We start from the raw sequence: 20,991 nt of genomic DNA on the forward strand, positions 1-20,991 counted from the left end.
TGGTCCCTAGACCTTGAACTGCCCCACCAGGTGGTTCTGGCTGTCGGCGACGCGGGCCAGTTCGGCGGCGGTGCCGGCGACCTCGGCCACGGTCCGGGCCATCTCCTGGGTGGCCGTGGCATTGTGGGCCACGCGCTCGAGGTTGGTGTCGACCTGCTCGGCCACCTCGGCGCTGGTGCGGGCCTGTTCGTCGGCGGCAGCGCCCACTTCGAGGATCATCGCCGCCAGGCCCTCGATGTTGGACTCGATGGTGGCGAGGGCGTCCACGGTCGCGGCCACCATCTGCGCCCCCTGATCCACCGAGGCGTTGCTGCGCTCGATGAGCTCGCCGATCTCGCGGGCGGCGGCGCCGCTGCGCTCGGCCAGCTTGCGGACTTCCTCGGCCACCACGGCGAAGCCCTTGCCCATGGCGCCGGCCTTGGCGGCCTCGATGGCGGCGTTGAGCGAGAGCAGGTTGGTCTGCCGGGCGATGTCCTGGATGAGGCGCACGGCGGTCACCATGGTGGCGGCCACCGTCCGGATGTCCTCCATGGCCTTGGCGCTTTCGCGGCCCGCCCCGGAGCCCAGGTTCACGGCCGCGACCGCGGCTTCGGATTCCTGCTGGGAGCGTCGGATGTTGCCGGACACCTGCTCGATGGAGGCGGAGAGTTCGGTGACGGCCGCGGCCACCCGCTCAAACGCCGCGCGCTGGGCTTCGGAATTCTGGGCCAGGGAGTTGCTGGTGGCGGCCATCTGCTCGCTGGAGGCGGAGAGCTGGGTGGCGCCGCTGGCCACGGAGGCCGAAGAGCCGGTGAGATCCCGGAAGATGGTCCGCAGGCGGCTGTTGTAGGCATTGAAGGCCGCGGCGGCCTGGCCCACCTCGTCCTCGCTGGCCACCGCCAGCTGAAGGGTCAGGTCGCTGCGCTGCAGGCCTTCAGCCAGGGCCTTCAGGGGCTGGGTGATGCGGAGGCTGAGGCGGTAGACCACGAGGAAGGTGACGATCCAGACGACGAAGGAGGCGGCGATGTTGAAGACGAAGGAGCGCCAGAGGGGCTGGGCCATGTCCAGGCCCCGCTCGACCAGGCCGGCGGCGCGCAGCTCCTGGTAGTTCCCCCAGGTGTCGTGCAGGTTGAAAAAGGCATAGCCGGCCATGGGCAAGGCAAGCATCAACACTAATTTACCGCGTACGCTCAAGCGATCTGACCAGGACATCTACAACTCCATCGGGGCGAAACGGGCAACCCCTCTGCATCGGAGGATGGCGGGGGATTCTGAAATCTAGTTGAACAAGGCAAGGGTCGTGTCGAGGGTGCGGAGCACGCTCAGGATGTGGAAGGGCTCCACCACCAGATGATCCACTGCCCCGGCGGCGATGGCACGGTTCCGTTTCAGCTCGGCATCCTCTTCCTGGCCGGCCAGGAGGACGGGCAGGGGACAACCTTCCTTCTTGACCAGCCGCCGGCACAGCTCCGAGGCGGTGCCCGCGCGGATCCGCTGGTGGATGATCACGAGCTTGACGCGGCCCCAGTCCCGCTCGCCGGCCCCCAGGGTGGCGAGGCTGGGCTTGAGGAGGCCCTGGCTGCCATCCAGGGCGGCCACGCCGTACTTGCGGCCCAGGGCCTCCGCCAGTCGGGTGCAGAGGGCCTCGTCCTCGGCCACCACGAGCAGGAGGGGGTCCTTGTCCACGAGCAGGCGGGGGGCGGCGGAGGCGCGGGTGGGATCCGGCTTGCCGGGGATCCGCGTGGCCTCCAGGCCTCCCGGGTTGAAGCGCGAGCGGTCCTTCTGCTCCTGGCGGTGCCGCGCCTCCATCACCCACTGGCGATAGCGCCCGACCAGCTTGGGGTCGGCCGAATCCAGGATGCGCAGGCCCCAGACCCGCTCGCCGAAGTAGGCCACTCGGACCGGCAGGGCCAGGCTGTCGCCCACGGCGGCGCGAAGCTCCACGGTGGAGGTGGCGTTGAGCCTCAGCATGTCGCCCAGGATGCGCGTGCCTTCCGGCGGGGCCAGCTCCAGGCCGTCCTCTCCGAACGCGGTGGCCGTGCCGTCCCGCACATTGTTCTGCTGATCGCCGAAGGCGCAGGGCACGGGCCGGTCCGGGGAGAAATCCGCGAGCCGGTGGGTGTCCATGGCCCGCAGCATGCGGGGCAGGGTCACATGGCAGGCCTCTGCGCCGTGGAGCCGGCCGTGGCCCTGGAAATCCACCACGGCCTCGAAGGGCAGGCCCCGGTCCAGCAGGTTCAGGGTGAGCCGGGAGCCGGGTTTCAGGCGCCACTGGCCCCGCTCCACCTCGGAGATGCCGAGGATGACCCGGTCCGAGGCCTCGGCCAGCACGCGGAACTCCCCCTTGAAGGCCCCGAAGTGCAGCTCCACCTTGTCCTCGGCCTCGCAGAGGCGCTGGAACACCATGCGGATGGCTTCGTGGTCTTCCTTGTTCAGGCTGCGGCTTCCCATGTCCCGCCTATCGGGTGAATGCCCTGCAACTCAAGCTTCGCCCAGGATTTCCGCCACGGCCGAATAGGGATCGAGGGCCCGGTCGGCGATGGCCTGGATGGCGGCCTCCACGCGGGCCGGGCCCGCCTGGGTCTTGGCCCGCCGCAGGACTTCCTCCGCCAGCAGGGAGTCGAAACGGAGGCGGGCGCGCTCCCGTGCCTTGGCAGCCAACCCCCCGTGGACCCGCAGCCAGCGGCCGTGATCCCCTGCCCGGTCCAGCAGCGCCTGGATGCCCTCGCCCCGCTGGGCCACCGTGCGCAGCACCGGGGGATCCCAGCCCCGGGGCATGGCCAGGGACTTCATGGCCTCGATCTCCCGCTCCACCTGGTCGGCCCCATCCCGGTCGGCCTTGTTGATCACGAAGAGATCGGCCACTTCCATGATCCCGGCCTTGATGGCCTGGATCTCGTCGCCCATGCCCGGAACGAGCACCACGCAGCAGGTCTGCACGCAGGCCACCACATCGACCTCGTCCTGGCCCACGCCCACGGTCTCGACGAGGATCGTGCCGAAGCCGGCGGCATCCAGGATGTCGATGGCGTCCTGGGTGGCGCGGGCCAGGCCTCCCAGGGCGCCCCGGGTGGCCATGCTGCGGATGAAGATGCCGGGGTCGGCCGCGATGCGCTGCATGCGGATGCGGTCGCCCAGGATGGCGCCGCCGCTGAAGGGCGAGGTGGGATCCACCGCCAGGATGCCCACCTTCTGGCCCTGGGCGCGGAGGGTGCGGGCCAGCTGGTCGGTGAGCGTGCTCTTGCCGGCCCCGGGGGCACCCGTGATGCCGATCACGACTGCCCGGCCCAGGTGGGGCCAGAGGCTGGCCATGAGGGGCCGGGCTCCCGGGTGGCCGTTCTCCATCCACGAGATGGCGCGCCCCACGGCGCGCGGCTCGCCGCGGCGCAGGGGCTCCAGAAGCTCGAGGGGGGGGACCATGAGCCCAGCATGCCAGCACCCCGCCAGGACCGGAACTCGCCCCCCGGGTCTGGATGCGGTACTCTGCTTGTTCCGGCCCCGGCCGCTGTGGGACCAACACGATGATCAAAGGGCCGAAACCCTCCAATGACCCCGAATCCGGGGAGGCGGTTCCCGCAACCGCCCCGGCGAAGCCCCCGGTCCTGCTGACCAAGCGGGTGGCCGTGGCCCCGCCGGACCCCAAGGCCCCCCGGGAGAAGATCTGCGCGGAGTGCGGCATGCACTTCAGGGTCGAGACGGGCCAGAAGTTCTACCTCTGCCCCGACTGCTACCGGCGCTCCTTCACCTACAAGCGGAAGGGGGGCAAGGATGCGGCCCGCATCCTCACCCACATCACCTGCGCCGTCTGCGGGGGTCAGGAATACCTGCCCTTCGTGCCGGAGGATCCCGCCAAGGCCCTGTGCCGTGCCTGCTACGCCAAAGAACGGCCGGAACCAAAGCCCGCCTCCGGGCATCCCCGTCGTTGACCCTGGAGTCCTCATGCGTCTGATCTTCCTGCCCCTCGTGCTCGGTGCCACCCTCCTGTCCGCCCAGGGTGCCAAGGCCAAGCCCACCACCAAGCCCGCCGCCAAGGCTGCCTCCAAGACGAATCCCGATGCCGAAGCCGCCCGCCAGGCCTTCCGCCAGGTGCTCGATGCGGTGGATGCCGGCTGGTTCGGCCAGCCCTACCAGGGCATCACCTCCGTGCAGATGCAGGGGACGCTCGGCGTGACCCTCAGCGGCGCCGCCGTGAACCAGAAGGTGGACAGCCTCAGCCAGGGCCAGGTGAAGGGCAACAGCCAGGGCGGCCAGGCCAACCTCCGGGTCAAGGGGATCTACTTCGCCAACGGCGACTTCAAGACAGACCTGGCCGGCGACTTCGGGACCATGCTCTACACCCGGCGCGGCAACCGCGGCTTCCTCTACAGCAAGGAGCAGAACGCCTACACCACCCGCGTGGACCTGCCGCCCTCCGATGCCCCCACGACCTTCATGACCTGGTTCCGGCAGACCCTCAACGACATCCGCACCGTCTATGTGGATGCCCCCACCTTCCAGCCCAGTCTGGCCGGTGAGGACTCCGCCGGAGGCCGCACCGTCCAGCGCATCGTCTTCAACGCCCCCACCCAGCCCTGGGACGCGAAGAAGCGCGAGCAGAGCCTGGCGCAGAGCCTGGGCTTCTGGAAGCGCGGCCGCCTGGAGGTGACCGTGGACAAGGCCACCAAGCTGCCGCAGCGCCTGGAGTTCCGCAACGATGAGCAGGGCGTCCAGACCCGCATGGACTTCAGCTACGGCGCCGGAGGCAAGCTCCAGTCCGTCAATGTGGGCAACAGCAGCCGCGGCTTCGAAGGTCCGGGCTGGCTGCGCCTGGGCTACGGCGGCGACGGCCTCATGTCCAATGTGGCGGGCGAGCTGGCCAGCCAGGACAAGCGCATCTCCTTCGCCATGGACCTGGCCTGGTCCAAGACCCGCACCGCCGCCGACATCGCCGCCATCCCCCCCGCCGGCGCCACCAAGCGCGGGCGCGAGGAGATGGAAACCCAGCTCCTGGTGGGCCTCGCCGGCCGCATCTTCGACCTCCAGCGCGCCGGCCTCAACCTCCGCAGCGTCGCGATCAGCGGGAAGTAGCGGTACACTGATGTCATCGGAGCGTGGCGCAGCCTGGTAGCGCACCTGCTTTGGGAGCAGGGGGTCGAGAGTTCGAATCTCTCCGCTCCGACCAATATCACCAACAGGCACAGTCTTTCGCGTGATGAACGCGTGTTGTCCGAAGAACCGCATTTCGCAGTTAAGTGCTGATTACATGATACCGCGGAGGGTCCCGGTTATCAGTAACCGGAGGTCCGTAGATCGTTGCCCCACTAGGCATTCAGCAAGCGCAGGCACGCCCCGGGAGGGTATTTCCGGGAACTCGATCTCCCATGCTGGAAAGGCACGGGGTGGTCAACCTTCATACCGAGGTCGTGATTCCGAGAGACGGGTTCGGGCTTTACCAGAGGGTGGGTAGGCTTGTCTTGATCCCCTCACTAAGGACTCGTATGCCTCGGACCAAGTTCCTTTTTGTGATGACCGTGCTGCTTGCGAGTCAGTTGACTCTGACGGCGCAGAAGGTTCAAGCAGTCCAGAACAAGCCCATTCCAACGGAACTCATCCTTGAACCCTGGATCGTTGGAAGCGAAACCGCAGCCCAGTGGAAAGGGTTGCTGCCCACGGTGAATGCGCCAAACTACCGTTCAAAGGCGTATCCGGGGCAGCACCTGACCATTGCCGTGGGTGCCCAAGGGAAGGACCGGGACTTGCTCCTGAAGGAAGGGACCTACGACTTCACCGTGGAGTTCGGAGGTGCCAGCCAGTCCTTTCGTGCGCTGCACCCAGCCCAATCTCGCCGCATCAAGGCTGACGGGGCGGATTTCGTCAAGTTCGTCATGAAGGAAGCCAAGGTGGAATCCAGTGAGCTTGATGACGCTGTGTCGATGGTCAGCCTCGCCCTTTTCGAGGTTGATTGGGTGGTGCCAGCGGACGCCAAGGACGGCACTGCGAAGATCCGTGGAACGGTCACCTCAAGCACCGGGAAGGTCGCCCCACTGAAGGAGCGCACTGTGGAAATTTGGTCCTTCGACCGGGTTGCGAAAGAAGGTGGGTTCAAGGATCAGAAGGAGAGCAATGAGTGGATGATGACCTATTACCAGCATCCAGAACCTCCGCGCCTCCTTCATGCGCTCAGACTGGATAAGGACAATCCAGCCAGCAAGCAGCCCAATGGGATCGCCTTCAATGTGGCAGTGCTGAAGTCCTCACCCTTGGCAGCCCAGGACCTCCTTCAACGGCTGAAGGGTGAAGATCGAGCAGTCCGTGGGTTTGCCCTCCTCCTCCTGTCAGAGGCGGGCTATGACCTGACCTCCTGCCTCAAGACACTCCCGGAAGAGGAGCAATCCTGGTTTGCCAAGGCTCGGGAAGCAGCATCGGCACTTCCGGATCCCTACGACCTGACACCAGACGCCAGCGATCCCTACAAGGTCACTACTCGAATGGACATGCTGTGGAGCTTGTTCCTGGTGACGGGGGACCAGAAGCCTGTCCGTGCCGTTTCACAGCCATTGGCATGGCGAGACGACTGGAAGGTGTTCACGAAGATGCGGGACGAGTATCAGAAGACGGGGAAGCGGACCAACGGCATTACCCTCGAACTCGCCCGGGCAATGGCTTACGGTGCCTCAGGTTGGTCCCTCGGCTCCTTTGTTCGCCACCACCCCCTCGTCACTGACTTCGTGGATGCCTGGAAGCAGGATGCGACCGTTCCGAAGGTCATCCAGGAAGAACTCGGGACCCTTATCACTAACCCGGCTTTCAAGAGGCAGTAGATTGCCAGGGCACTTGATGCTCGCTCTCAACCCCGAAGGCAGCATCAAGCAAGAGCGCTCGTTCCTAACCTGCAACATCGATGGACTCGGGGCTTGAGGGCGATGGGAAGCCTGCTCTTGGTCGTGGGAGCGTCACCAGAGCCAGTTACCGAGATAGCCCTGTAGACCTCTCACATGCCCCATCCAGTGCGGCATGAGGGTCTGGAGGTGGAACAGGGCATCGTCATGGCTGGTGTGCTCCCATCGCCATAGGAACGCCTCAAGGTCGCCTTGAATGTCTGCGAGGTCATCCAGGGCATCGCCGCACTCGATCTCCGCTTCCCCATCGTCTGGTTTGACCTTGGAGACGGTGTGATACCAGCCGAACCCCGGGAAGCCTGCTTCGAGGGCAGCCCTTGTCGCGGCGTGATCGGCGGAAGGAGGGTCGGGATAGTCTCGATCATCGAAGGAGTAGCTGGTCTCGTGACGGACCCATGCGAGGCGATCCAGGTGCCTCTCCAGGTCCAAGCCCCGTTCTACCGCCTCCATCGGCGGGTTCTTCAGGAACTGAACGAAGGCGTGGATCGAAGTTTGGGGTTCCACGGGGCTCCAGCAGAGACGGGTTTGGGCTTTACCAGGAAGGTGGGTTAGAGGTCAGACCCTGGGGCTTGGTCATTTCGAGGACACAGAACCGCCGTTCTCTCTCACGGACCTTTGGGCAATCTCTATGACTGCCTCAGCAAAGCCCCTCAGAGGTTCCCTGACGCGGTCGCAACTTACGAAGCAGAGCTCATAGGGTGGTCCAGTGGGGTTGATGTCTCCCGTCACCCCAGGAGTCTTCAAGCGCAGCTCGGTTCCGTCCATGCCATTCGGGTTCCTCGCCCTCCCGGCACACGAAGTCCCAGAATTCCTCAAGAGAGTGGATCGTTGCCCAATCAACAGTGAGCTTGTGCATGACTTCTTGAGTGTGCCCGAGGCGCCACTTGATGTGGCGCCGGAGCGAGATCGGCGGCTGGCGAAGCCAGACGCAGGTCGAATCCCGCTCCGGTGGGGCGGTGCGGAAAAGGGGGAGTGGCCGATCTCCACGAGGCGCCATCCATTAATCGACCCTGTAGTATTCTTACCCTCCCGGGGCGGATCTCCTCCCGTCCCGATGGAGAGCCTGATGCCATCCGAGCGCTGGCGGGAGCAGTACGAGACCGGGCTGGAGCCCATCGATGCCCAGCACCGGGGGCTGTTCGAGGCCCTGGACCGGCTGGCGGGGGCCCTTGGCTCCACGGCGAAGGGCCGAATGGATGAATCCCGGGTGGATGAGGAGCTGGCCTTCATCGCCCAGCACATCATCCGGCACTGCCAGACCGAGGAGTCCCTCATGAAGGAGATGGGGTTCCCCGGGCGCCTCGCCCACGCGGAGCAGCACCTGGAGCTGATCCACCGGGCCCGCGACCTCCAGTACCGGCGGCTCAAGGGACAGCGGGTGGATCTGGAGGTGGTCGCGTTCCTGGACGCCTGGCTGGATCACCACATCTGCGAGTCGGACCTGGCTTATGTGGCGTACCTGAAGGATCACCGGGGCGCTTGAGGAACAGCTCCCCGGTGATCCAGTCCGGTGATCCGCGGCCTCACCAGATCGGGGCCACCTCGGGGCTCCGCGCCACCAGCTGGGCCGCGGCCTGGACGATGGCCTCGGCCTGGGGGGTGAAGGCCTGCTCCAGCGGATAGCTGGATGGGGCCGGCGCATCGGGACCCGTGAGCCGCACGACGGGCGCTTTGAGGGCGTCGAAGGCCTGCTCAGACAGGAGGGCCGTCACTTCGGCCCCCACGCCGCAGAGGCGGCTGGCCTCGTGCACCACCACGGCGCGGCCGGTCTTGCGGACCGAGGCGAGGATGGTCGCCTCGTCCAGGGGCTTCAGGGTGCGCAGGTCGATCACCTCGGCGGAGATGCCCTGCTCCGCCAGCGTCTCGGCAGCGGCGAGGCAGGTGTGCACGGTCTTGGCGTACGAGATGAGGGTGACCTCCGTGCCCTCCCGCCGGATGGCGGCCTGGCCCAGGGGCACGAAGACCTCGCCCTCGGGTACCTCGCCGGGAACGAAGGCCAGGGCCATGTCCATGAAGAAGAGAACGGGATTCTCGTCGCGGATGGCGGCCTTCATGAGGCCCTTGAAGTCCTCGGGCGTGGACGGCATCACCACCTTGAGGCCGGGGCTGTGGACGAACCAGGCCTCCAGGTTGTGGTTGTGCTGGGCGCCCACGGTCCAGCCGCCGCCGGTCATGGTGACCACCACCATGGGGAACGAGAACTGGCCCCCGGACATGTAGCGCAGCTTGCCCGCGCTGTTCACGATCTCGTCCATGGCGAAACAGAGGAAGGGGGCGAAGAGCAGGTCCACCACGGGGCGCAGGCCCGTGGCGGCGGCCCCGGCGGCCGTACCGGCGATGATGCCCTCGGCGAGGGGGGTGTTGCGCACGCGCTGGGGTCCGAAGGCGTCCAGCAGGTGCTTGCGCTTGGTGGCGACGCCTTCGCCGAACATCAGCACGCGGGCGTCGCGCTGCATCTCTTCGGCCACGGCCTGGTCGAGGGCTTCATGGGCGGTCATCAGGGACATGGGGGCTCCTCAGGCGTAGACGCCGGCGGTGAGTTCAGAGGGATCGGGGTAGGGGGAGGCGGTGGCGAAGTCCGCAGCCGCTTCCATGGCGGCGCGGGCCTCGGCGCGGAGGGCTTCGAGGCTTTCCCGGGTCAGTTCGCCGGAGGCCAGGAGGCGATCCTCCAGGCGGGCGATGGGATCCTTGGCCAGCCAGGCCTGGATCTCGGCGGGATCCACATAGGACTGGTCATGGGGTTCCATGTGGCCCCGCTGGCGGTAGGTCCAGGCTTCCAGAAGGAAGGGGCGGCGGGTGGCGCGCACCTGCGCCGCGGCACGGGTGGCGGCTTCCAGCACGGCTTCCGCATCGTTGCCGTCCACCGTGAGGCTGTCCATGCCGTAGGAGGCGGCCCAGGGGGCGATGTGGTCGCCCACCATGGTCTCCTTGCGGTGCACGAAGGCCTGCCACTGGTTGTTCTCGCAGACATAGAGCACTGGCAGATTCCACACGGAGGCCAGGTTCAGCGACTCGTGAAAGATGCCTTCGCAGGCGGCGCCATCGCCGAAGAAGCAGACCACGATGCCCTCGCCGCCGAGCAGGCTGCGCGAGAGCGCCACGCCGGGGGCCAGAGAGAGCTCCCCGCCCACGATGGTGGAGGTGAGGATGACACCCAGCTCCTTGGCGGAGATGTGCAGGGTGCCGCTGCGGCCCTTGCAGTAGCCCGTGCTGCGGCCCATGACCTCGGCCAGGAGGCGGCCGGGATCGGCGCCGCGGGCCAGGAGGTGCCCGGCGCTGCGGTGGTTGGTGAGGATCTGGTCGTCGGGGTGGAGGGCGGAGACCACGCCCACGGCGGTGGCCTCCTGGCCCACGGAGGTGCAGACATGGGGGAAGGGGCCCCGTTCATGGAAGGCCACGATCTTTTCTTCGTAGGCCCGGATGCGGAGCATGGCCCCGAGCAGGTCGAGGCGGGTGGGGGCGGGTCGGGAGGGGTGCATGGCGTCCTCGAGGGTGGGTGGAGGTCAGTGGGAGGGAAGGAACGGCGAGTCGGCGATCCAGCGGCGGAGGTGGTCCACCGCCGCCTGGTCCACCAGGACCGAGCCCAGGGGCGGCATCTGGGAGAGGGCATGGCGCGAGGCCATGCGGTGGAGCAGCGCACTGCGCTCCGGGTGGCCGGGGCTCAGGATCCGCGAGTCCGCCTGACCGGGAATGCGGTACGAGCCGGGTTGATCCAGGGCCGTGCGGAGGGCGGCTCGGGGGCGGAGGTCCAGCTGGAGGCCCGGGATGGGTCGGTCCGCGCGGTGGCAGGCGGCGCAGTTGGCCTGGAGATAGCCCAGCGCCGTGCGGGTGGCCGGGGCCTCGGCGGCGATGCGGGGCGGGTGGCTCAGCAGGTCCGGGCGGGCCCCCCGCAGGAGGCGCCGGACCACCAGGTCGTCGAGGGTGATCATGCCCGGCTGCAGGGCCTCGGCGTGGAGGGCGCCGGGATCGCGATCCGGCGAAAGCTGAAGGGCGTTGAAGCCCAGGATCTCCACCTGCTCCCGGCCGTGGCAGCCGCGGCAGTCCTCCCGGGAGGGGATGCTGTGGCGCAGGCCGGGGGCGATCTCGGCGGCCTCCGGCTGGCCGCCCTCGGGCACGAGCGTGGCGTCGGTCTGGGCCTCGTTCCAGGCATAGCTGGCGAAGACCCAGGTCGCCGGGCCGGTCTTCCAGATCAGGCGCGTCTCCACCTTGCGGCCGCCGAAGCGGAACTCCTTCCAGGCCTTGGTGCCCACGGGGAGGACCCAGCCCTCCTCGTCGCGCCCGTCGATGACCGTCCCCGCCGGGAGGTGGAGCCACCGGGACTTGGCGGCGCCATCGGTCCACAGCGGGTACTGGGGCGCATAGGCCAGGTGGCGGGCGTCCACCACCCCGGAGGCGGCGTAGAGGCCGGTCTGGGACAGCAGGCGGGGCGGCTGGGGGAGGGTTCGGGGGAGGGTCCGGGCAGCCCCCGGCACCAGGCCGAAGGCCGCCAGGGCGGCGAGGAGGAGTGCGCGCATGGTCGGACTCGGCTCAGTGCATGGGGATGGGCGTCGCGGCCGGCTCGATGGGGGCGGGCACGCGGTTGTGGATGGCGGGGATGGACTGCAGGTAGGCGAAGATGGCCTTCAGGTCCGGCTCACTGACGAGCTGGAGGTTCTGGATGGGCATGGGGGGCAGGATGCGGCGGCCCTGACCCAGGTGGCGACCCGTACGCACCATCTGGAGGAACTGAGCCTCGGTCCAGCTGCCCAGGCCGGTCTCCTTGTCGGGGGTGAGGTTGGCGGTGTAGGTCACGCCCCAGGGCCCGGTGAAGGCCGTCATGCTCAGGGAGCCGACCCAACCCCAGGGGCCTTCCGGCAGCTTCGGGGCCGGGGGCATCTTCAGGGCCTCGGGGTGCCCGGAGAGCATGCGGGTCATGTCCGGCTCGGGGCCCTTGGGGCCCATCTTGAGGGGGGTGTGGCAGTCGTGGCAGCCGGAGATCGAGACCAGGTAGGCCCCGCGCCGGATGACGGACTTGCCGGGAGTGCCGGCCTGGGCCAGGGCGACGCCGAGCAGGGCCAGGAGGAAGGGGCGGGTCAGGGACATGATTCACCTCATCAGGGGTCGGGGGGGTTCAAAGCCCGATGAGGGGTTTATCGCATCAAGTCGGATTGGTTTATGTCTTTTTTCCACCCTTAAGGAAGAATTAGCAAGCCTTTAAGGATGTTTTAAGAAAGGGCAGGTTGGGGGGCTCAGGCCCCGGGGTCCATGTCTTCGAGCTCCAGAGGCCGGTCCACCACCAGGCGGAACCGCCCCCGCCCCGTCTTCTCCATCTGGACGCAGGCCCGGTGTTCCGCCAGACGGCGGTGCAGAAGGACCAGGCGGGCCTCCAGGTTGTCGCTCTGGTCCGGCAGGCGCACGCGGGGGTCGGCCCGCAGCTCACGGTTGCTGAACTGGGTGCGCCCCAGGGCCTGGTGATCCTTCAGCAGGGTCCACAGGATGCTCCCGGCCACCCCTTTGATGAGGTAGTCGTCGCCCAGGAAGACGCTGTCGTTGGCGGGATAGTGCCGCACCCGCAGGGGCGCGCCCTCGGGGTGGGGCGGCTGCCCCGTCGCGGGTTGGGTCTCCTCCCCCAGCTCCAGCTCGGCCAGGAACAGGCGGAAGAGCCCCCCCACCTGGGTGGCCAGGGCCACGAGGGCATCCTCATCGGCGTGGGAGAAGCGCATGTCCGAGGGGCTTTCCACGAACAGCACGCCGATGGGTTCCCGGGCCCCGGGAATGGGCACCGCCAACTGGCTGCCTGGCGCCGCCAGGCCCGGGAAGGGGATCGCGGTCTCCAGAAGGTCGCCCAGGCCGCGCTGCTCGGCGCCTTCGCGCATGGCGCGGCCGTAGGCGTACTCGGAAGTCATGTGCGAGATGCGGATGGGCACCCGCTCGCGGGCGGCCACGCCGATCACCCCCTCGCCCAGCGGGATCTCGGAGCCCACGCCGGAAGTCTCGTAGCCCCGGCTGGCCACGGTGTAGAGCCGGGACCGACCCGGATCCAGCATCATGACCAGGGCGTGTTCGATGGCGAAGTGCTCCAGGAGGCCGTCGAGCAGGGCATCGAGCAGGGACTCGGCATCCGGGCTGGCCGGCAGGCGCTCCATGCAGGCCCGGAGGGCCGAGAGGCCGTCCATGGCCGGGGCGGGAGCCGCCACCGTGCTGCCGGGCACCACCTCCACCCGGTCGATGCGGTAGATGTCGGAGCCCAGCAGGCGGAACACACCGCTCATGCCTGTATGCGAGGCGATGCCGGCGAGCTTGGCCTTCATGGACTCGAAGACGGGGCCCGTCGTTTCCGTCCGCTGGTAGGTGAGGTGGACCCGGTACTGCTGGGCGGTCTGGGGGTGGATGAGGCCCAGGGTGGCCCGGGGGTTGGCCAGGATGTTCTGGCGGGTCCGATTGAAGAACTGGTAGGACAGGGCCAGGTGCTGCCGGTCGAGGTACTGGCCCTGGGACATGTAGGCCACATTGGGAGTCCCATCGGCCGCGCAGGTGGAGACCACGCCGGGGATGACGCCGTCGAGGCAGTCGCGGAGGGCGCGGGTGGGGAGCATCAGACCCCCAGGACCAGGGGGGAGCCCGCCTGGGCTCCGGGGGTCTGGTTGAAGGCGGCCTCCGGCGTGAAGGCCAGGGCCACCAGGCTGCTGTCCGGGCAGTCCAGGAAGGTGCGCACCATGGGTTCGGTGAACCCCAGGGGCAGGAGGCACTGGAGGAAGGCCGTGCGATAGGCGGCCACCCGCGCCAGGTCTCCCTCGGCCAGCGGCACCCGGCGGGCATCGGAGCCCTTGACCTGAACGGTCCGGTGCGTGGGGGGATCGCTGAAGACCACCGCCAGCTTGCCGGACCGGGCGACATCCCGCAGCAGGTCGGCGGCCTGGTGCTCGGCGAAGAACACCGAGACAAGGTCCGTTCCGGGATCCACGCGGCAGCCGAGGGCCCGGCACTGGCTGGGAGTCCCGTCCGAACTTCCGGAACCCGCATTCATGGAGATACCGCTCGTCATGAAACGCACGAGCTCCGGATCGAGGTGGAAGGGGGCATCAGGGGACATGGAGGGAAAAGTCTAGCGGGTCTGGGTGGATGGATGGGCGCCGCCGCGTTCCGGAACCTATTCTTTCGGGGCGTCCCCCTGGGGGGAGTGGGCATGCAGATCAGTGGCATCCAGACTGCTTCGACGACTTCGGGGACCACGGCCCTGAAGGCGCTCGCCTATGACCCGAGGGACACCAACCAGGACGGTGTCGTTTCGGCCGCCGAAGATCAGGCCTACACCTTGAGGCACCCCCAGGTGGAGATCCTCAGGCGCCTGAGGGAGGGCCGCTCGGCTTCCAGGACCGAGGCGGTCGCCCCGAGTCCATACGGCCCCCGGGAGACTCCCAACCTGGTCGCGGCCAGCGACCCGCGGGATGCCAATCGCAACGGCCAGGTCTCCCCTGCGGAGGATCTGGCGTACGCGCTGGCTCATCCGAAGGAGGACCCGTTCCGGGCCGCCACCAGGAAGACGCCCGTCTACGAGAGCCCCTACGGGCCACAGGGGAGGCCGAGCGCCGGGTTCAGTGCGAGGATCGGCGCCTTCGATGTCCTGGCCTGATTCGAGTCCAGCCAGGCGCCCTTGGTGCGCCTAGCTGGACTCGAACCAGCGACCTACGGCTTAGAAGGCCGTTGCTCTATCCACCTGAGCTATAGGCGCGCGAGGAACAGTCTAGCGGGTCGGGGACGGTGGATGGCTGGGATGGGGCGGCCCTGCCCTAGACTTGGGGCCTTGGTAAGGAGGGAACCATGGCCGAGGCTCTTGAGCAGGTCCAGGGGGAAGTGCAGGATCACGCGGGCGACAGTCGCCTGAACGGGTTCATTGCGCTTTTCGTGGCCGTGGTGGCGACCTTCATGGCCCTGTGCAATGTGAAAGACGGCAATGTCGTCCAGGCGATGCAGCAGTCCCAGGCCAAAGCGGTGGACCAGTGGGCCTACTACCAGAGCAAGAGCACCAAGCAGCACATTGCCGAGAACGCGGTGGAGATGCTGAGGGTCCAGCTTGACATGAGCCCCGGGTTGAAACCGGCGGCGCAGGCCAAGGTGGAAGCCCGCATCGCCGACCAGGAAGCGGCCGCGAAGAAGTACGAGCGGGAAAAGGAGCAGATCAAGGCCGAGGCGGAGCAGGCCGCCAAAGACTACGAGGCGATGAATGTTCATGACGACCAGTTCGACCTGGCGGAGGCCTGCCTGAGTGTCGCCGTGGCGCTGGCGGGGGTCACGGCCCTCACCCGGAAACGGTGGCTCTTCGCCGTGGCGGGGGTCTTCGCGGGCATCGGCCTGATCTTCGGTCTGGCCGGGTTCTTCCACTGGAACCTGCACTCCGAGGTGATGGCCAAGTTCCTGGGTTGAGGTCCATCGCTCAGATGAAAAAGGGGGGGCCCGCGAGGCCCCCCTTCGTGTCTTCCAAAGGTCTCAGAAGTGGACTTGCAGCTGGGCCATGGGGGCGGTCACGCGCTTGTTGGTGAGTGGCGCGGGGCCGTCGTGGTTCTGGCCGCCGAACTTGTTGTTCCAGTACTCGAAGCCGCCGCCGACGAAGACCTTGCCCTTGGTGCCGAAGACGGGGCTGATGTCCACGAGCAGGGAGAGGTTGGCGAGGGTCTCGGGCTTGGTCTCGACGCCGAAGCCATCCTTGCCCTTGGCGCCCACATAGTTGGCGTAGCCCTTGAACTCGGCGCCCACGGTGCCCATCTGGAAAGGGATGCCCCAGGCGGCGGAGATCAGGTAGGTGGTCTTGAAGTCCACGGACTGGCCCACGATGCCGTTGTAGTTCTGTTCGTGGCAGGCCCAGATGCCGAGATCCAGGAAGCCGCTGGGCATCTTGAAGTTCAGGGTGGGGCCCAGGACGAGGAAGCGCTTCTTGGAGGCGAAGGCGTTGTCCTTCGAGTTGAAGTCGAACCCGCCGGTGATGGAGAGGTCGCGCACGGGGCCGAAACCGAGGTCCTTCTTGTGGATCTTGCCCAGGCTCAGGGAGCCGCGGTAGACCACATACACCTCATTGGCGCCGGTCTTGCCGCCGCTGGCGGGATCGTTCTTGTCGGACATGAGCATGTCGGCGTTGAAGAAGTTCGAGCCGTAGGCCCAGCCGCTGGCATGGCTCAGCTGCACGATGTTCTTCTCCACGGTGCCGTCGATGCCGGGCTCGCGGAACTGGGTGCCGTAGCGGTAGCCGATGAAGGTGTCGCTCCAGTCGGCGGCGGCGAGGGGCAGGGCCGCGGCCGCGAGGAGGGCAAGGGCGAATTTGGTCATGGATTCTCCGGGAAGGAAGGCGGGTCCTAGGCGGACAGGAAGAGAAGCTTGAGCAGGAAGATGACGGAGAGGACGAGGATGATCGGGTTGATCTCCTTGAACCGCCCTGTGGCGGCCTTCAGCACGGTGTAGGCGATCATGCCGAGGGCAATGCCGTTCACGATGGAGAAGGTGAAGGGCATGACGATGACGGCGAGATAGGCGGGAATGGCATCCGTGACATCGTCGAAGCGGATCTCCTTGATCTCCGACAGCATGAAGAAGCCGATCATCATGAGCGCCGGGGCCGTGGCCTGGAGCGGCACCATGAGGAAGAGGGGCGAGAGAAAGAGCGCCAGGGCCAGCCAGCCCGCCACCACCAGGGCCGTGAGGCCCGTCTTGCCGCCCTCGGCCACGCCCGAGGCGCTCTCGATGTAGGCGGTGATGGCGGTGGTGCCGAACATGGAGGCGAAGGTGGTGCCCACGGCGTCGGCCATGAAGGCCTTGGAGGCACCCGGGAACTTGCCCTCCTTGTCCAGCAGCTTGCCTTGGGCGCCGATGCCCATGAGCGTGCCGATGGTGTCGAACATGTCCACGAAGAGCAGGGTGAACAGGATGATGAAGATGTTCAGCACGCCGCCCAGGGATCGGGTCCAGCTCCAGTCGTACTGGAACATCTTCGGCCAGCTCGGAATCTGGAACAGGGCGCCCTTGGGCAGGTGGGTGAAGCCACCGCCCCAGCTCACGGGCAGCAGGCCCACCAGGGTGATGGCGAGGATGCCCAGCAGGATCGCGCCCTTCACTCGCTTCGCCACCAGCACGGCGATGAGGAAGAGGCCCACCACGGACCAGAAGGCGGGGGTGAGGTGGCCGTGGTCCCAGAACTTCGCGATGAAGAGGTTGTTCACATCATGCAGACCGAAGAGAGCCGAGGGGTCGTTCTTCAGCACGGGGAAGATGGTGTCCGCGTCGAACTTCAGGCCCACCTGGGTGACGCCGGAGTCCACGAAGCCGATGATGGCGATGAAGAGGCCGATGCCCACGGAGATGCCCTTCTTCAGCGAGAAGGGGATGGCGTCCATGAAGGCTTCCCGCACCTTCATGGCGCTGAGGAAGATGAAGACGATGCCCTCCAGCAGCAGGGCCGTGAGCGCCACCTGGATGGTGTAGCCCATGCCGCCCTGGTTGGCGGGCGCGCAGACGGTGAACGCGAAGAAGGCCGAGAGGCCGATGCCCGAGGCGAAGGCGATGGGCAGGTTCGCGTAGAAGGCGCCGATGAGGGTGGAGAGGATGGCGCAGACCACGAAGGCCGTGAAGCCCTGGGCCGGCGCGATGCCCGCCACTTTGAGGAAGGCGTTGGGGATCAGCGAGATCACATACGCCATGGAGATGAAGGTGGTGGTGCCCGCGAGCACCTCCGTGGCCACGGTCGTGCCCCTTCCCTTGAGGTTGAAGAACCGTTCCATGCCGAGCTCCTTTGAATCAGGGGTGGGTGTCGCTGCCGGGGTTCAGGGCGTCGTTGCTGAGGCCGAGCTGGTCGAGGCCCCAGAAGAGCAGGCTGAGGGCGATGGCCACCACCGTGCCCAGGGCCATGCCCTTGAGCTCCACGGTGCCCACCTTCACCGCCGCCCCACTGATGCCGCTGATGAGCACGACGGAGGTGAGGATCAGGTTGCGGGACTGGGTGTAGTCCACCTTCTTCTCGATGAGCATCCGGATGCCCGCGGCCGCGATGACGCCGAAGAGCAGGATGCAGACGCCGCCCATGACCGGTACAGGGATGCTCCGGATGAGGGCCGCCAGCTTGCCGGAGAAGGAGACCAGGATGGCGATGCAGGCCGTGCCGCCGATGACCCACACGCTGTAGACCTTGGTGATGGCCATGACGCCGATGTTTTCGCCGTAGGTCGTGTTGGGCGTGGCCCCGACCAGGCCCGACAGCACATTGGAGAGACCGTCTCCCAGCAGGGAGCGGTGCAGGCCGGGCTCCTTCATGAGGTCCTTGCCCACGATGTTTCCGGTCACCACCAGGTGTCCCACATGCTCCGCCAGCACCACCAGCGTGGCCGGCAGGATGATGAGGATGGCCTGCAGGTTGAAGGTGGGCGCGTAGAGGGTGGGCACCTGGAACCAGGGCGCGAGGCGCACCGCCTGGAAGTCGACCACACCGAGGCCCAGGGAGATCAGATAGCCTGCGATCACGCCCAGCAGCACGGGAATCACCGCCAGGAAGCCCCGCAGGAGGATGGACGCCAGGATGGTCACGGCCAGGGTGGACAGCGACACCACCAGCGCCAGGCGCAGCGGCATGCCCAGCACCGCGGGGCCGGCGGTGAGGCCCGCCATGTTGGTGGCCACCGGGGCCAGCTCCAGGCCGATGATGGCCACGATGGCGCCCATGGCGGCTGGGGGGAAAATGATGTCGATCCACCGCGTGCCCGCGACGCGCACCACCTGGGAGACCAGGATGAAGATGAGGCCGAAGACGATGAAGCCGCCCTGGGCCGCGGAGTAGCTCAGGCCCGCTGCCAGCACGGCGAAGACCGGGGAGAGGAACGCGAAGCTGGAGCCCAGGTAGGCGGGGATGCGGCCCTTGGCCACCACCAGGTAGATCAGCGTGCCCACGCCGTTCATGAGCAGGCAGGTCGCCGGATTCACCTTGAAGAGGAAGGGCACGAGCACGGTGGCGCCGAACATGGCGAACAGGTGCTGGAGGCTCAGGGGCACGGTCTGCAGCAGGGGCAGGCGTTCATCGACGTCGATGGTGCGGCGCAGCATGGAAACCTCGGCAGGTGGGCCCTCCCGGGGAACGCTTAAAAAAAAGCGCCGGTCTCCGGAACCATGGGTGGCTGCGGGGATCGGAAAGGACAGGGGGCACCCCCATCCTTTCCGGACCCAAGGCCTGCAGGGGTCACATATTGTTTTTTACAAGCGCACCCGGCCCGGGTTGGCCTCCCGCCTGAAATCGGTCAGCGGGATCCCCGGTTCCGGCCCGTGGGGGAGGTCCGGACGACCCTGACTTCCTCCGGGGCCCGGCCCCCCTTCTTGAGGAACTGCTTGGTCGACATGAATTCCAGCAGGGCTTCGAAGGCGTCTGCGGGCAGGGGCCGGCCCAGCAGGAATCCCTGCAGGCAGTCGCAGCCCAGCAACTCCAGCATGTCCCGCTGGCTCTCGGTCTCCACGCCTTCGGCCACCACGGTGAGGTGCAGGCTGTGGGCGAGCTGGATCACCGCGCGCACGATGTTCTCGGAGGAGGTCTGGGGATCCTCGGACTGCAGGGCCGCCGTGAACGACTGGTCCAGCTTCAGGGTCGTGATGGGCAGGCGCTGGAGGTAGCTGAGGGAGCTGTACCCTGTGCCGAAATCGTCGATGGCGATCCGGGTGCCGATCTCCCGCAGCCGGTGGAGGGGCACCAGGTCCTCGTGGTCCTGCCGCATCACCATGCTTTCGGTGAGCTCCAGCTCCAGGCATTTCGGATCCAGGCCCGTATCCGCGAGGGCCTTGGCCACGCAGGCATCCCAGTCCCCGTTGGCGAACTGGAGGACGGACACATTTACGGCAAGGAGGAGGGGGGTGGGGCTGATGGCCTGCCATTTGGCCATCTGGCCGCAGGCCTCCCGGAGCGCCCACTCGCCGATGGGCAGGATGAGGCGGCTCTCCTCGGCCAGAGGGATGAACTTCATGGGGGGGACCGTGCCCAAGAGGGGGTGGTTCCAGCGCAGGAGCGCCTCGGCCCCGGCCAGGCGGCCGTCCATGAAGAACTGGGGCTGGTAGTACATCTGCAGTTCATCGTTCTGGAGCGCCTCCCGCAGGCAGCTCTCGAGCTCCTGGCGCTCGAGGGAGACTTCGTTGAGGGTGGTGGTGAAGCACTCGATGCGGTTGCCGCCGCGCTCCTTGGCGCGGTACATGGCGGACTCGGCGTGGGCCTCCAGCGCCTGGGCGTCCAGGCCGTCCTGGGGGTAGACGCAGACGCCGATGCTGGCGGTGAGGTCCAGCTCCCTGGCGCCGGCGCGGAAGGGCGTCTGGAGGGCCTCCAGCAGCTTCTGGCCCACCCGCGCCGCCGCCATGATGTCCTTGATCTCCTGGAGCAGCACCATGAAGCGGCCGCCGCCGATGCAGGCGATCGTGTCGCCCTGGCGCAGCGGTTCCTGCAACCGCTGCGCCACCTGCTTCAGCACCTCGTCGCCACCCTGGTGGCCGAGCAGGTCATTCACGCGCTTGAAGCGGTCCAGGTCCACGAGCAGCACGCTGATGATGTGGCCGTGGCGCTGGGCCAGGCGCAGGGCCTGCGACAAGCGGTCGGCGAAGTGCCGGTGATTGGGCAGTCCGGTGGCGGACTCCATCAGGCTCAGTTCCTCCACCCGCGATTCCAGCGCCTTGATGCGCGACTCGGCCTGCTGAAGGCGGCTGATCGCATCGAGACGGTCGATCCTGAGCAGGAAGCCCTTGAGGTCCAGTCCCTTGGGGTGCTCGTTCGACAGACAAACTCCGGATGCTGCCCGAATCCTAAAGGTGGAAGGGGGATTTCGCCAGTGAGAATGGGGTCGCGGAGGTAAAAAACAATGAAAGGTGGGCTTCCGGGCCCTGGGCTGGGGCGGGCCGGAGACGGGACCCACCCCGGGGGGTGGCCTTGAACGGGCCGCGCCCGGGTGCGCCGTCCGCCGATCCCGCTCCCGACAGCGCTCCGCGCTGTCTCCACGAGCCCAGGGTCGCCGGTTCGGGTCCAGCCATTCCCAGATTGAAAAAGGCCCCCGGGTGGGGGCCTTTTTCAATCTGGGGCGGCTGACCGGACTCGAACCGGCGACACCTGGAATCACAATCCAGTACTCTAACCAACTGAGCTACAGCCGCCGTT

At 67.3% G+C, this 20,991-nt stretch carries 20 protein-coding genes and 3 tRNA genes; 7 read left to right on the plus strand and 16 right to left on the minus strand.

The features are described 5' to 3' along the window. Window positions 1-6 precede the first annotated feature (6 nt). From QZ647_RS15110 to meaB, 3 genes are all read right to left on the minus strand, one after another. Window positions 7-1,146: a methyl-accepting chemotaxis protein gene (locus tag QZ647_RS15110; RefSeq protein WP_291272956.1), complete on the minus strand. Its 1,140-nt coding sequence runs from the start codon at window positions 1,144-1,146 to the stop codon at window positions 7-9. Window positions 1,147-1,257: 111 nt separating this feature from the next. Then, entirely contained in the window at window positions 1,258-2,430 is a 1,173-nt protein-coding gene (locus QZ647_RS15115; RefSeq protein ID WP_291272957.1) for a hypothetical protein, read from the minus strand. A 30-nt stretch (window positions 2,431-2,460) separates the two neighbouring features. Then, on the minus strand, window positions 2,461-3,399 hold the full coding sequence (meaB, locus tag QZ647_RS15120) for a methylmalonyl Co-A mutase-associated GTPase MeaB (RefSeq protein ID WP_291272958.1): 939 nt from the start codon (window positions 3,397-3,399) through the stop codon (window positions 2,461-2,463). A gap of 101 nt (window positions 3,400-3,500) precedes the next feature. Here meaB and QZ647_RS15125 point away from each other — a divergent pair, with 101 nt between their 5' ends. From QZ647_RS15125 to QZ647_RS15140, 4 genes are all read left to right on the plus strand, one after another. Next, entirely contained in the window at window positions 3,501-3,905 is a 405-nt protein-coding gene (locus QZ647_RS15125; RefSeq protein WP_286354467.1) for a hypothetical protein, read from the plus strand. A gap of 13 nt (window positions 3,906-3,918) precedes the next feature. Next, on the plus strand, window positions 3,919-5,046 hold the full coding sequence (locus tag QZ647_RS15130; protein ID WP_291272959.1) for a hypothetical protein: 1,128 nt from the start codon (window positions 3,919-3,921) through the stop codon (window positions 5,044-5,046). Between the two features lie 17 nt (window positions 5,047-5,063). Continuing rightward, a tRNA-Pro gene (locus tag QZ647_RS15135) sits at window positions 5,064-5,140 on the plus strand. A gap of 316 nt (window positions 5,141-5,456) precedes the next feature. Then, window positions 5,457-6,779: a hypothetical protein gene (locus tag QZ647_RS15140; RefSeq protein ID WP_291272960.1), complete on the plus strand. Its 1,323-nt coding sequence runs from the start codon at window positions 5,457-5,459 to the stop codon at window positions 6,777-6,779. Between the two features lie 132 nt (window positions 6,780-6,911). On the opposite strand, the gene QZ647_RS15145 is transcribed toward QZ647_RS15140, so the two are convergent. Beyond that, window positions 6,912-7,361 (minus strand): hypothetical protein, encoded by a 450-nt coding sequence (locus tag QZ647_RS15145; protein ID WP_291272961.1) that lies wholly within the window; start codon window positions 7,359-7,361, stop codon window positions 6,912-6,914. A gap of 562 nt (window positions 7,362-7,923) precedes the next feature. Here QZ647_RS15145 and QZ647_RS15150 point away from each other — a divergent pair. Beyond that, the gene (locus QZ647_RS15150; protein ID WP_291272962.1) at window positions 7,924-8,340 is read left to right on the plus strand and encodes a bacteriohemerythrin; all 417 of its coding nucleotides are present in this window, start codon (window positions 7,924-7,926) and stop codon (window positions 8,338-8,340) included. Between the two features lie 40 nt (window positions 8,341-8,380). Here QZ647_RS15150 and QZ647_RS15155 read toward each other — a convergent pair whose 3' ends face one another. The 6 genes from QZ647_RS15155 to QZ647_RS15180 form a co-directional block, all read right to left on the minus strand. Then, entirely contained in the window at window positions 8,381-9,364 is a 984-nt protein-coding gene (locus QZ647_RS15155; RefSeq protein ID WP_291272963.1) for an alpha-ketoacid dehydrogenase subunit beta, read from the minus strand. 9 nt (window positions 9,365-9,373) lie between these two features. Continuing rightward, entirely contained in the window at window positions 9,374-10,336 is a 963-nt protein-coding gene (locus tag QZ647_RS15160) for a thiamine pyrophosphate-dependent dehydrogenase E1 component subunit alpha (RefSeq protein WP_291272964.1), read from the minus strand. Window positions 10,337-10,360: 24 nt separating this feature from the next. Further along, a complete protein-coding gene (locus QZ647_RS15165) occupies window positions 10,361-11,371 on the minus strand; it encodes a c-type cytochrome domain-containing protein (protein ID WP_291272965.1) in 1,011 nt (336 codons plus the stop codon). A gap of 13 nt (window positions 11,372-11,384) precedes the next feature. Continuing rightward, on the minus strand, window positions 11,385-11,939 hold the full coding sequence (locus QZ647_RS15170) for a hypothetical protein (RefSeq protein ID WP_291272966.1): 555 nt from the start codon (window positions 11,937-11,939) through the stop codon (window positions 11,385-11,387). A 146-nt stretch (window positions 11,940-12,085) separates the two neighbouring features. Then, window positions 12,086-13,432 carry a GAF domain-containing protein gene (locus QZ647_RS15175; protein WP_291272967.1) on the minus strand — a complete coding sequence of 449 codons (1,347 nt, stop codon included), beginning with the start codon at window positions 13,430-13,432 and terminating at the stop codon, window positions 12,086-12,088. Next, window positions 13,432-13,881 carry a pyridoxamine 5'-phosphate oxidase family protein gene (locus QZ647_RS15180; RefSeq protein WP_291272968.1) on the minus strand — a complete coding sequence of 150 codons (450 nt, stop codon included), beginning with the start codon at window positions 13,879-13,881 and terminating at the stop codon, window positions 13,432-13,434. Before QZ647_RS15180 ends, QZ647_RS15175 begins: the two co-directional genes overlap by 1 nt. 141 nt (window positions 13,882-14,022) lie before the next feature. Here QZ647_RS15180 and QZ647_RS15185 point away from each other — a divergent pair, with 141 nt between their 5' ends. After that, entirely contained in the window at window positions 14,023-14,469 is a 447-nt protein-coding gene (locus QZ647_RS15185) for a hypothetical protein (protein WP_291272969.1), read from the plus strand. 22 nt (window positions 14,470-14,491) lie between these two features. On the opposite strand, the gene QZ647_RS15190 is transcribed toward QZ647_RS15185, so the two are convergent. Continuing rightward, window positions 14,492-14,568, minus strand: a tRNA-Arg gene (locus QZ647_RS15190). Window positions 14,569-14,657: 89 nt separating this feature from the next. Here QZ647_RS15190 and QZ647_RS15195 point away from each other — a divergent pair. Further along, a complete protein-coding gene (locus QZ647_RS15195) occupies window positions 14,658-15,260 on the plus strand; it encodes a DUF4337 domain-containing protein (protein ID WP_291272970.1) in 603 nt (200 codons plus the stop codon). Window positions 15,261-15,323: 63 nt separating this feature from the next. Here QZ647_RS15195 and QZ647_RS15200 read toward each other — a convergent pair whose 3' ends face one another. The 5 genes from QZ647_RS15200 to QZ647_RS15220 all read right to left on the minus strand — a co-directional run bounded on the left by QZ647_RS15200 (window position 15,324) and on the right by QZ647_RS15220 (window position 20,987). Then, window positions 15,324-16,157 (minus strand): hypothetical protein, encoded by an 834-nt coding sequence (locus QZ647_RS15200; RefSeq protein ID WP_291272971.1) that lies wholly within the window; start codon window positions 16,155-16,157, stop codon window positions 15,324-15,326. Between the two features lie 26 nt (window positions 16,158-16,183). Then, a complete protein-coding gene (locus QZ647_RS15205) occupies window positions 16,184-17,602 on the minus strand; it encodes an NCS2 family permease (RefSeq protein ID WP_291272972.1) in 1,419 nt (472 codons plus the stop codon). A gap of 16 nt (window positions 17,603-17,618) precedes the next feature. Beyond that, on the minus strand, window positions 17,619-18,914 hold the full coding sequence (uraA, locus tag QZ647_RS15210; protein ID WP_291272973.1) for a uracil permease: 1,296 nt from the start codon (window positions 18,912-18,914) through the stop codon (window positions 17,619-17,621). A 191-nt stretch (window positions 18,915-19,105) separates the two neighbouring features. Then, window positions 19,106-20,953: an EAL domain-containing protein gene (locus tag QZ647_RS15215; RefSeq protein WP_366526199.1), complete on the minus strand. Its 1,848-nt coding sequence runs from the start codon at window positions 20,951-20,953 to the stop codon at window positions 19,106-19,108. Next, window positions 20,911-20,987 (minus strand) — tRNA-His (locus QZ647_RS15220). The genes QZ647_RS15215 and QZ647_RS15220 overlap by 43 nt, the downstream gene beginning before the upstream one ends. Window positions 20,988-20,991 lie beyond the last annotated feature (4 nt).

The organism is Geothrix sp., from assembly GCF_020622065.1.
In the GTDB taxonomy this organism is placed as follows: Bacteria; Acidobacteriota; Holophagae; order Holophagales; family Holophagaceae; genus Geothrix.

Bases quoted from the DNA above. Each gene is read 5' to 3' on its own strand.
- QZ647_RS15150 (WP_291272962.1), top strand. From the start codon at position 7,924: ATGCCATCCGAGCGCTGGCGGGAGCAGTACGAGACCGGGCTGGAGCCC.
- QZ647_RS15205 (WP_291272972.1), bottom strand. From the start codon at position 17,602: ATGGAACGGTTCTTCAACCTCAAGGGAAGGGGCACGACCGTGGCCACG.
- QZ647_RS15110 (WP_291272956.1), bottom strand. From the start codon at position 1,146: ATGCTTGCCTTGCCCATGGCCGGCTATGCCTTTTTCAACCTGCACGAC.
- QZ647_RS15185 (WP_291272969.1), top strand. From the start codon at position 14,023: ATGCAGATCAGTGGCATCCAGACTGCTTCGACGACTTCGGGGACCACG.
- QZ647_RS15200 (WP_291272971.1), bottom strand. From the start codon at position 16,157: ATGACCAAATTCGCCCTTGCCCTCCTCGCGGCCGCGGCCCTGCCCCTC.
- QZ647_RS15140 (WP_291272960.1), top strand. From the start codon at position 5,457: ATGCCTCGGACCAAGTTCCTTTTTGTGATGACCGTGCTGCTTGCGAGT.
- QZ647_RS15175 (WP_291272967.1), bottom strand. From the start codon at position 13,432: ATGCTCCCCACCCGCGCCCTCCGCGACTGCCTCGACGGCGTCATCCCC.
- uraA (WP_291272973.1), bottom strand. From the start codon at position 18,914: ATGCTGCGCCGCACCATCGACGTCGATGAACGCCTGCCCCTGCTGCAG.
- QZ647_RS15125 (WP_286354467.1), top strand. From the start codon at position 3,501: ATGATCAAAGGGCCGAAACCCTCCAATGACCCCGAATCCGGGGAGGCG.
- QZ647_RS15195 (WP_291272970.1), top strand. From the start codon at position 14,658: ATGGCCGAGGCTCTTGAGCAGGTCCAGGGGGAAGTGCAGGATCACGCG.
- QZ647_RS15160 (WP_291272964.1), bottom strand. From the start codon at position 10,336: ATGCACCCCTCCCGACCCGCCCCCACCCGCCTCGACCTGCTCGGGGCC.
- QZ647_RS15115 (WP_291272957.1), bottom strand. From the start codon at position 2,430: ATGGGAAGCCGCAGCCTGAACAAGGAAGACCACGAAGCCATCCGCATG.
- QZ647_RS15130 (WP_291272959.1), top strand. From the start codon at position 3,919: ATGCGTCTGATCTTCCTGCCCCTCGTGCTCGGTGCCACCCTCCTGTCC.
- meaB (WP_291272958.1), bottom strand. From the start codon at position 3,399: ATGGTCCCCCCCCTCGAGCTTCTGGAGCCCCTGCGCCGCGGCGAGCCG.
- QZ647_RS15170 (WP_291272966.1), bottom strand. From the start codon at position 11,939: ATGTCCCTGACCCGCCCCTTCCTCCTGGCCCTGCTCGGCGTCGCCCTG.
- QZ647_RS15180 (WP_291272968.1), bottom strand. From the start codon at position 13,881: ATGACGAGCGGTATCTCCATGAATGCGGGTTCCGGAAGTTCGGACGGG.
- QZ647_RS15165 (WP_291272965.1), bottom strand. From the start codon at position 11,371: ATGCGCGCACTCCTCCTCGCCGCCCTGGCGGCCTTCGGCCTGGTGCCG.
- QZ647_RS15155 (WP_291272963.1), bottom strand. From the start codon at position 9,364: ATGTCCCTGATGACCGCCCATGAAGCCCTCGACCAGGCCGTGGCCGAA.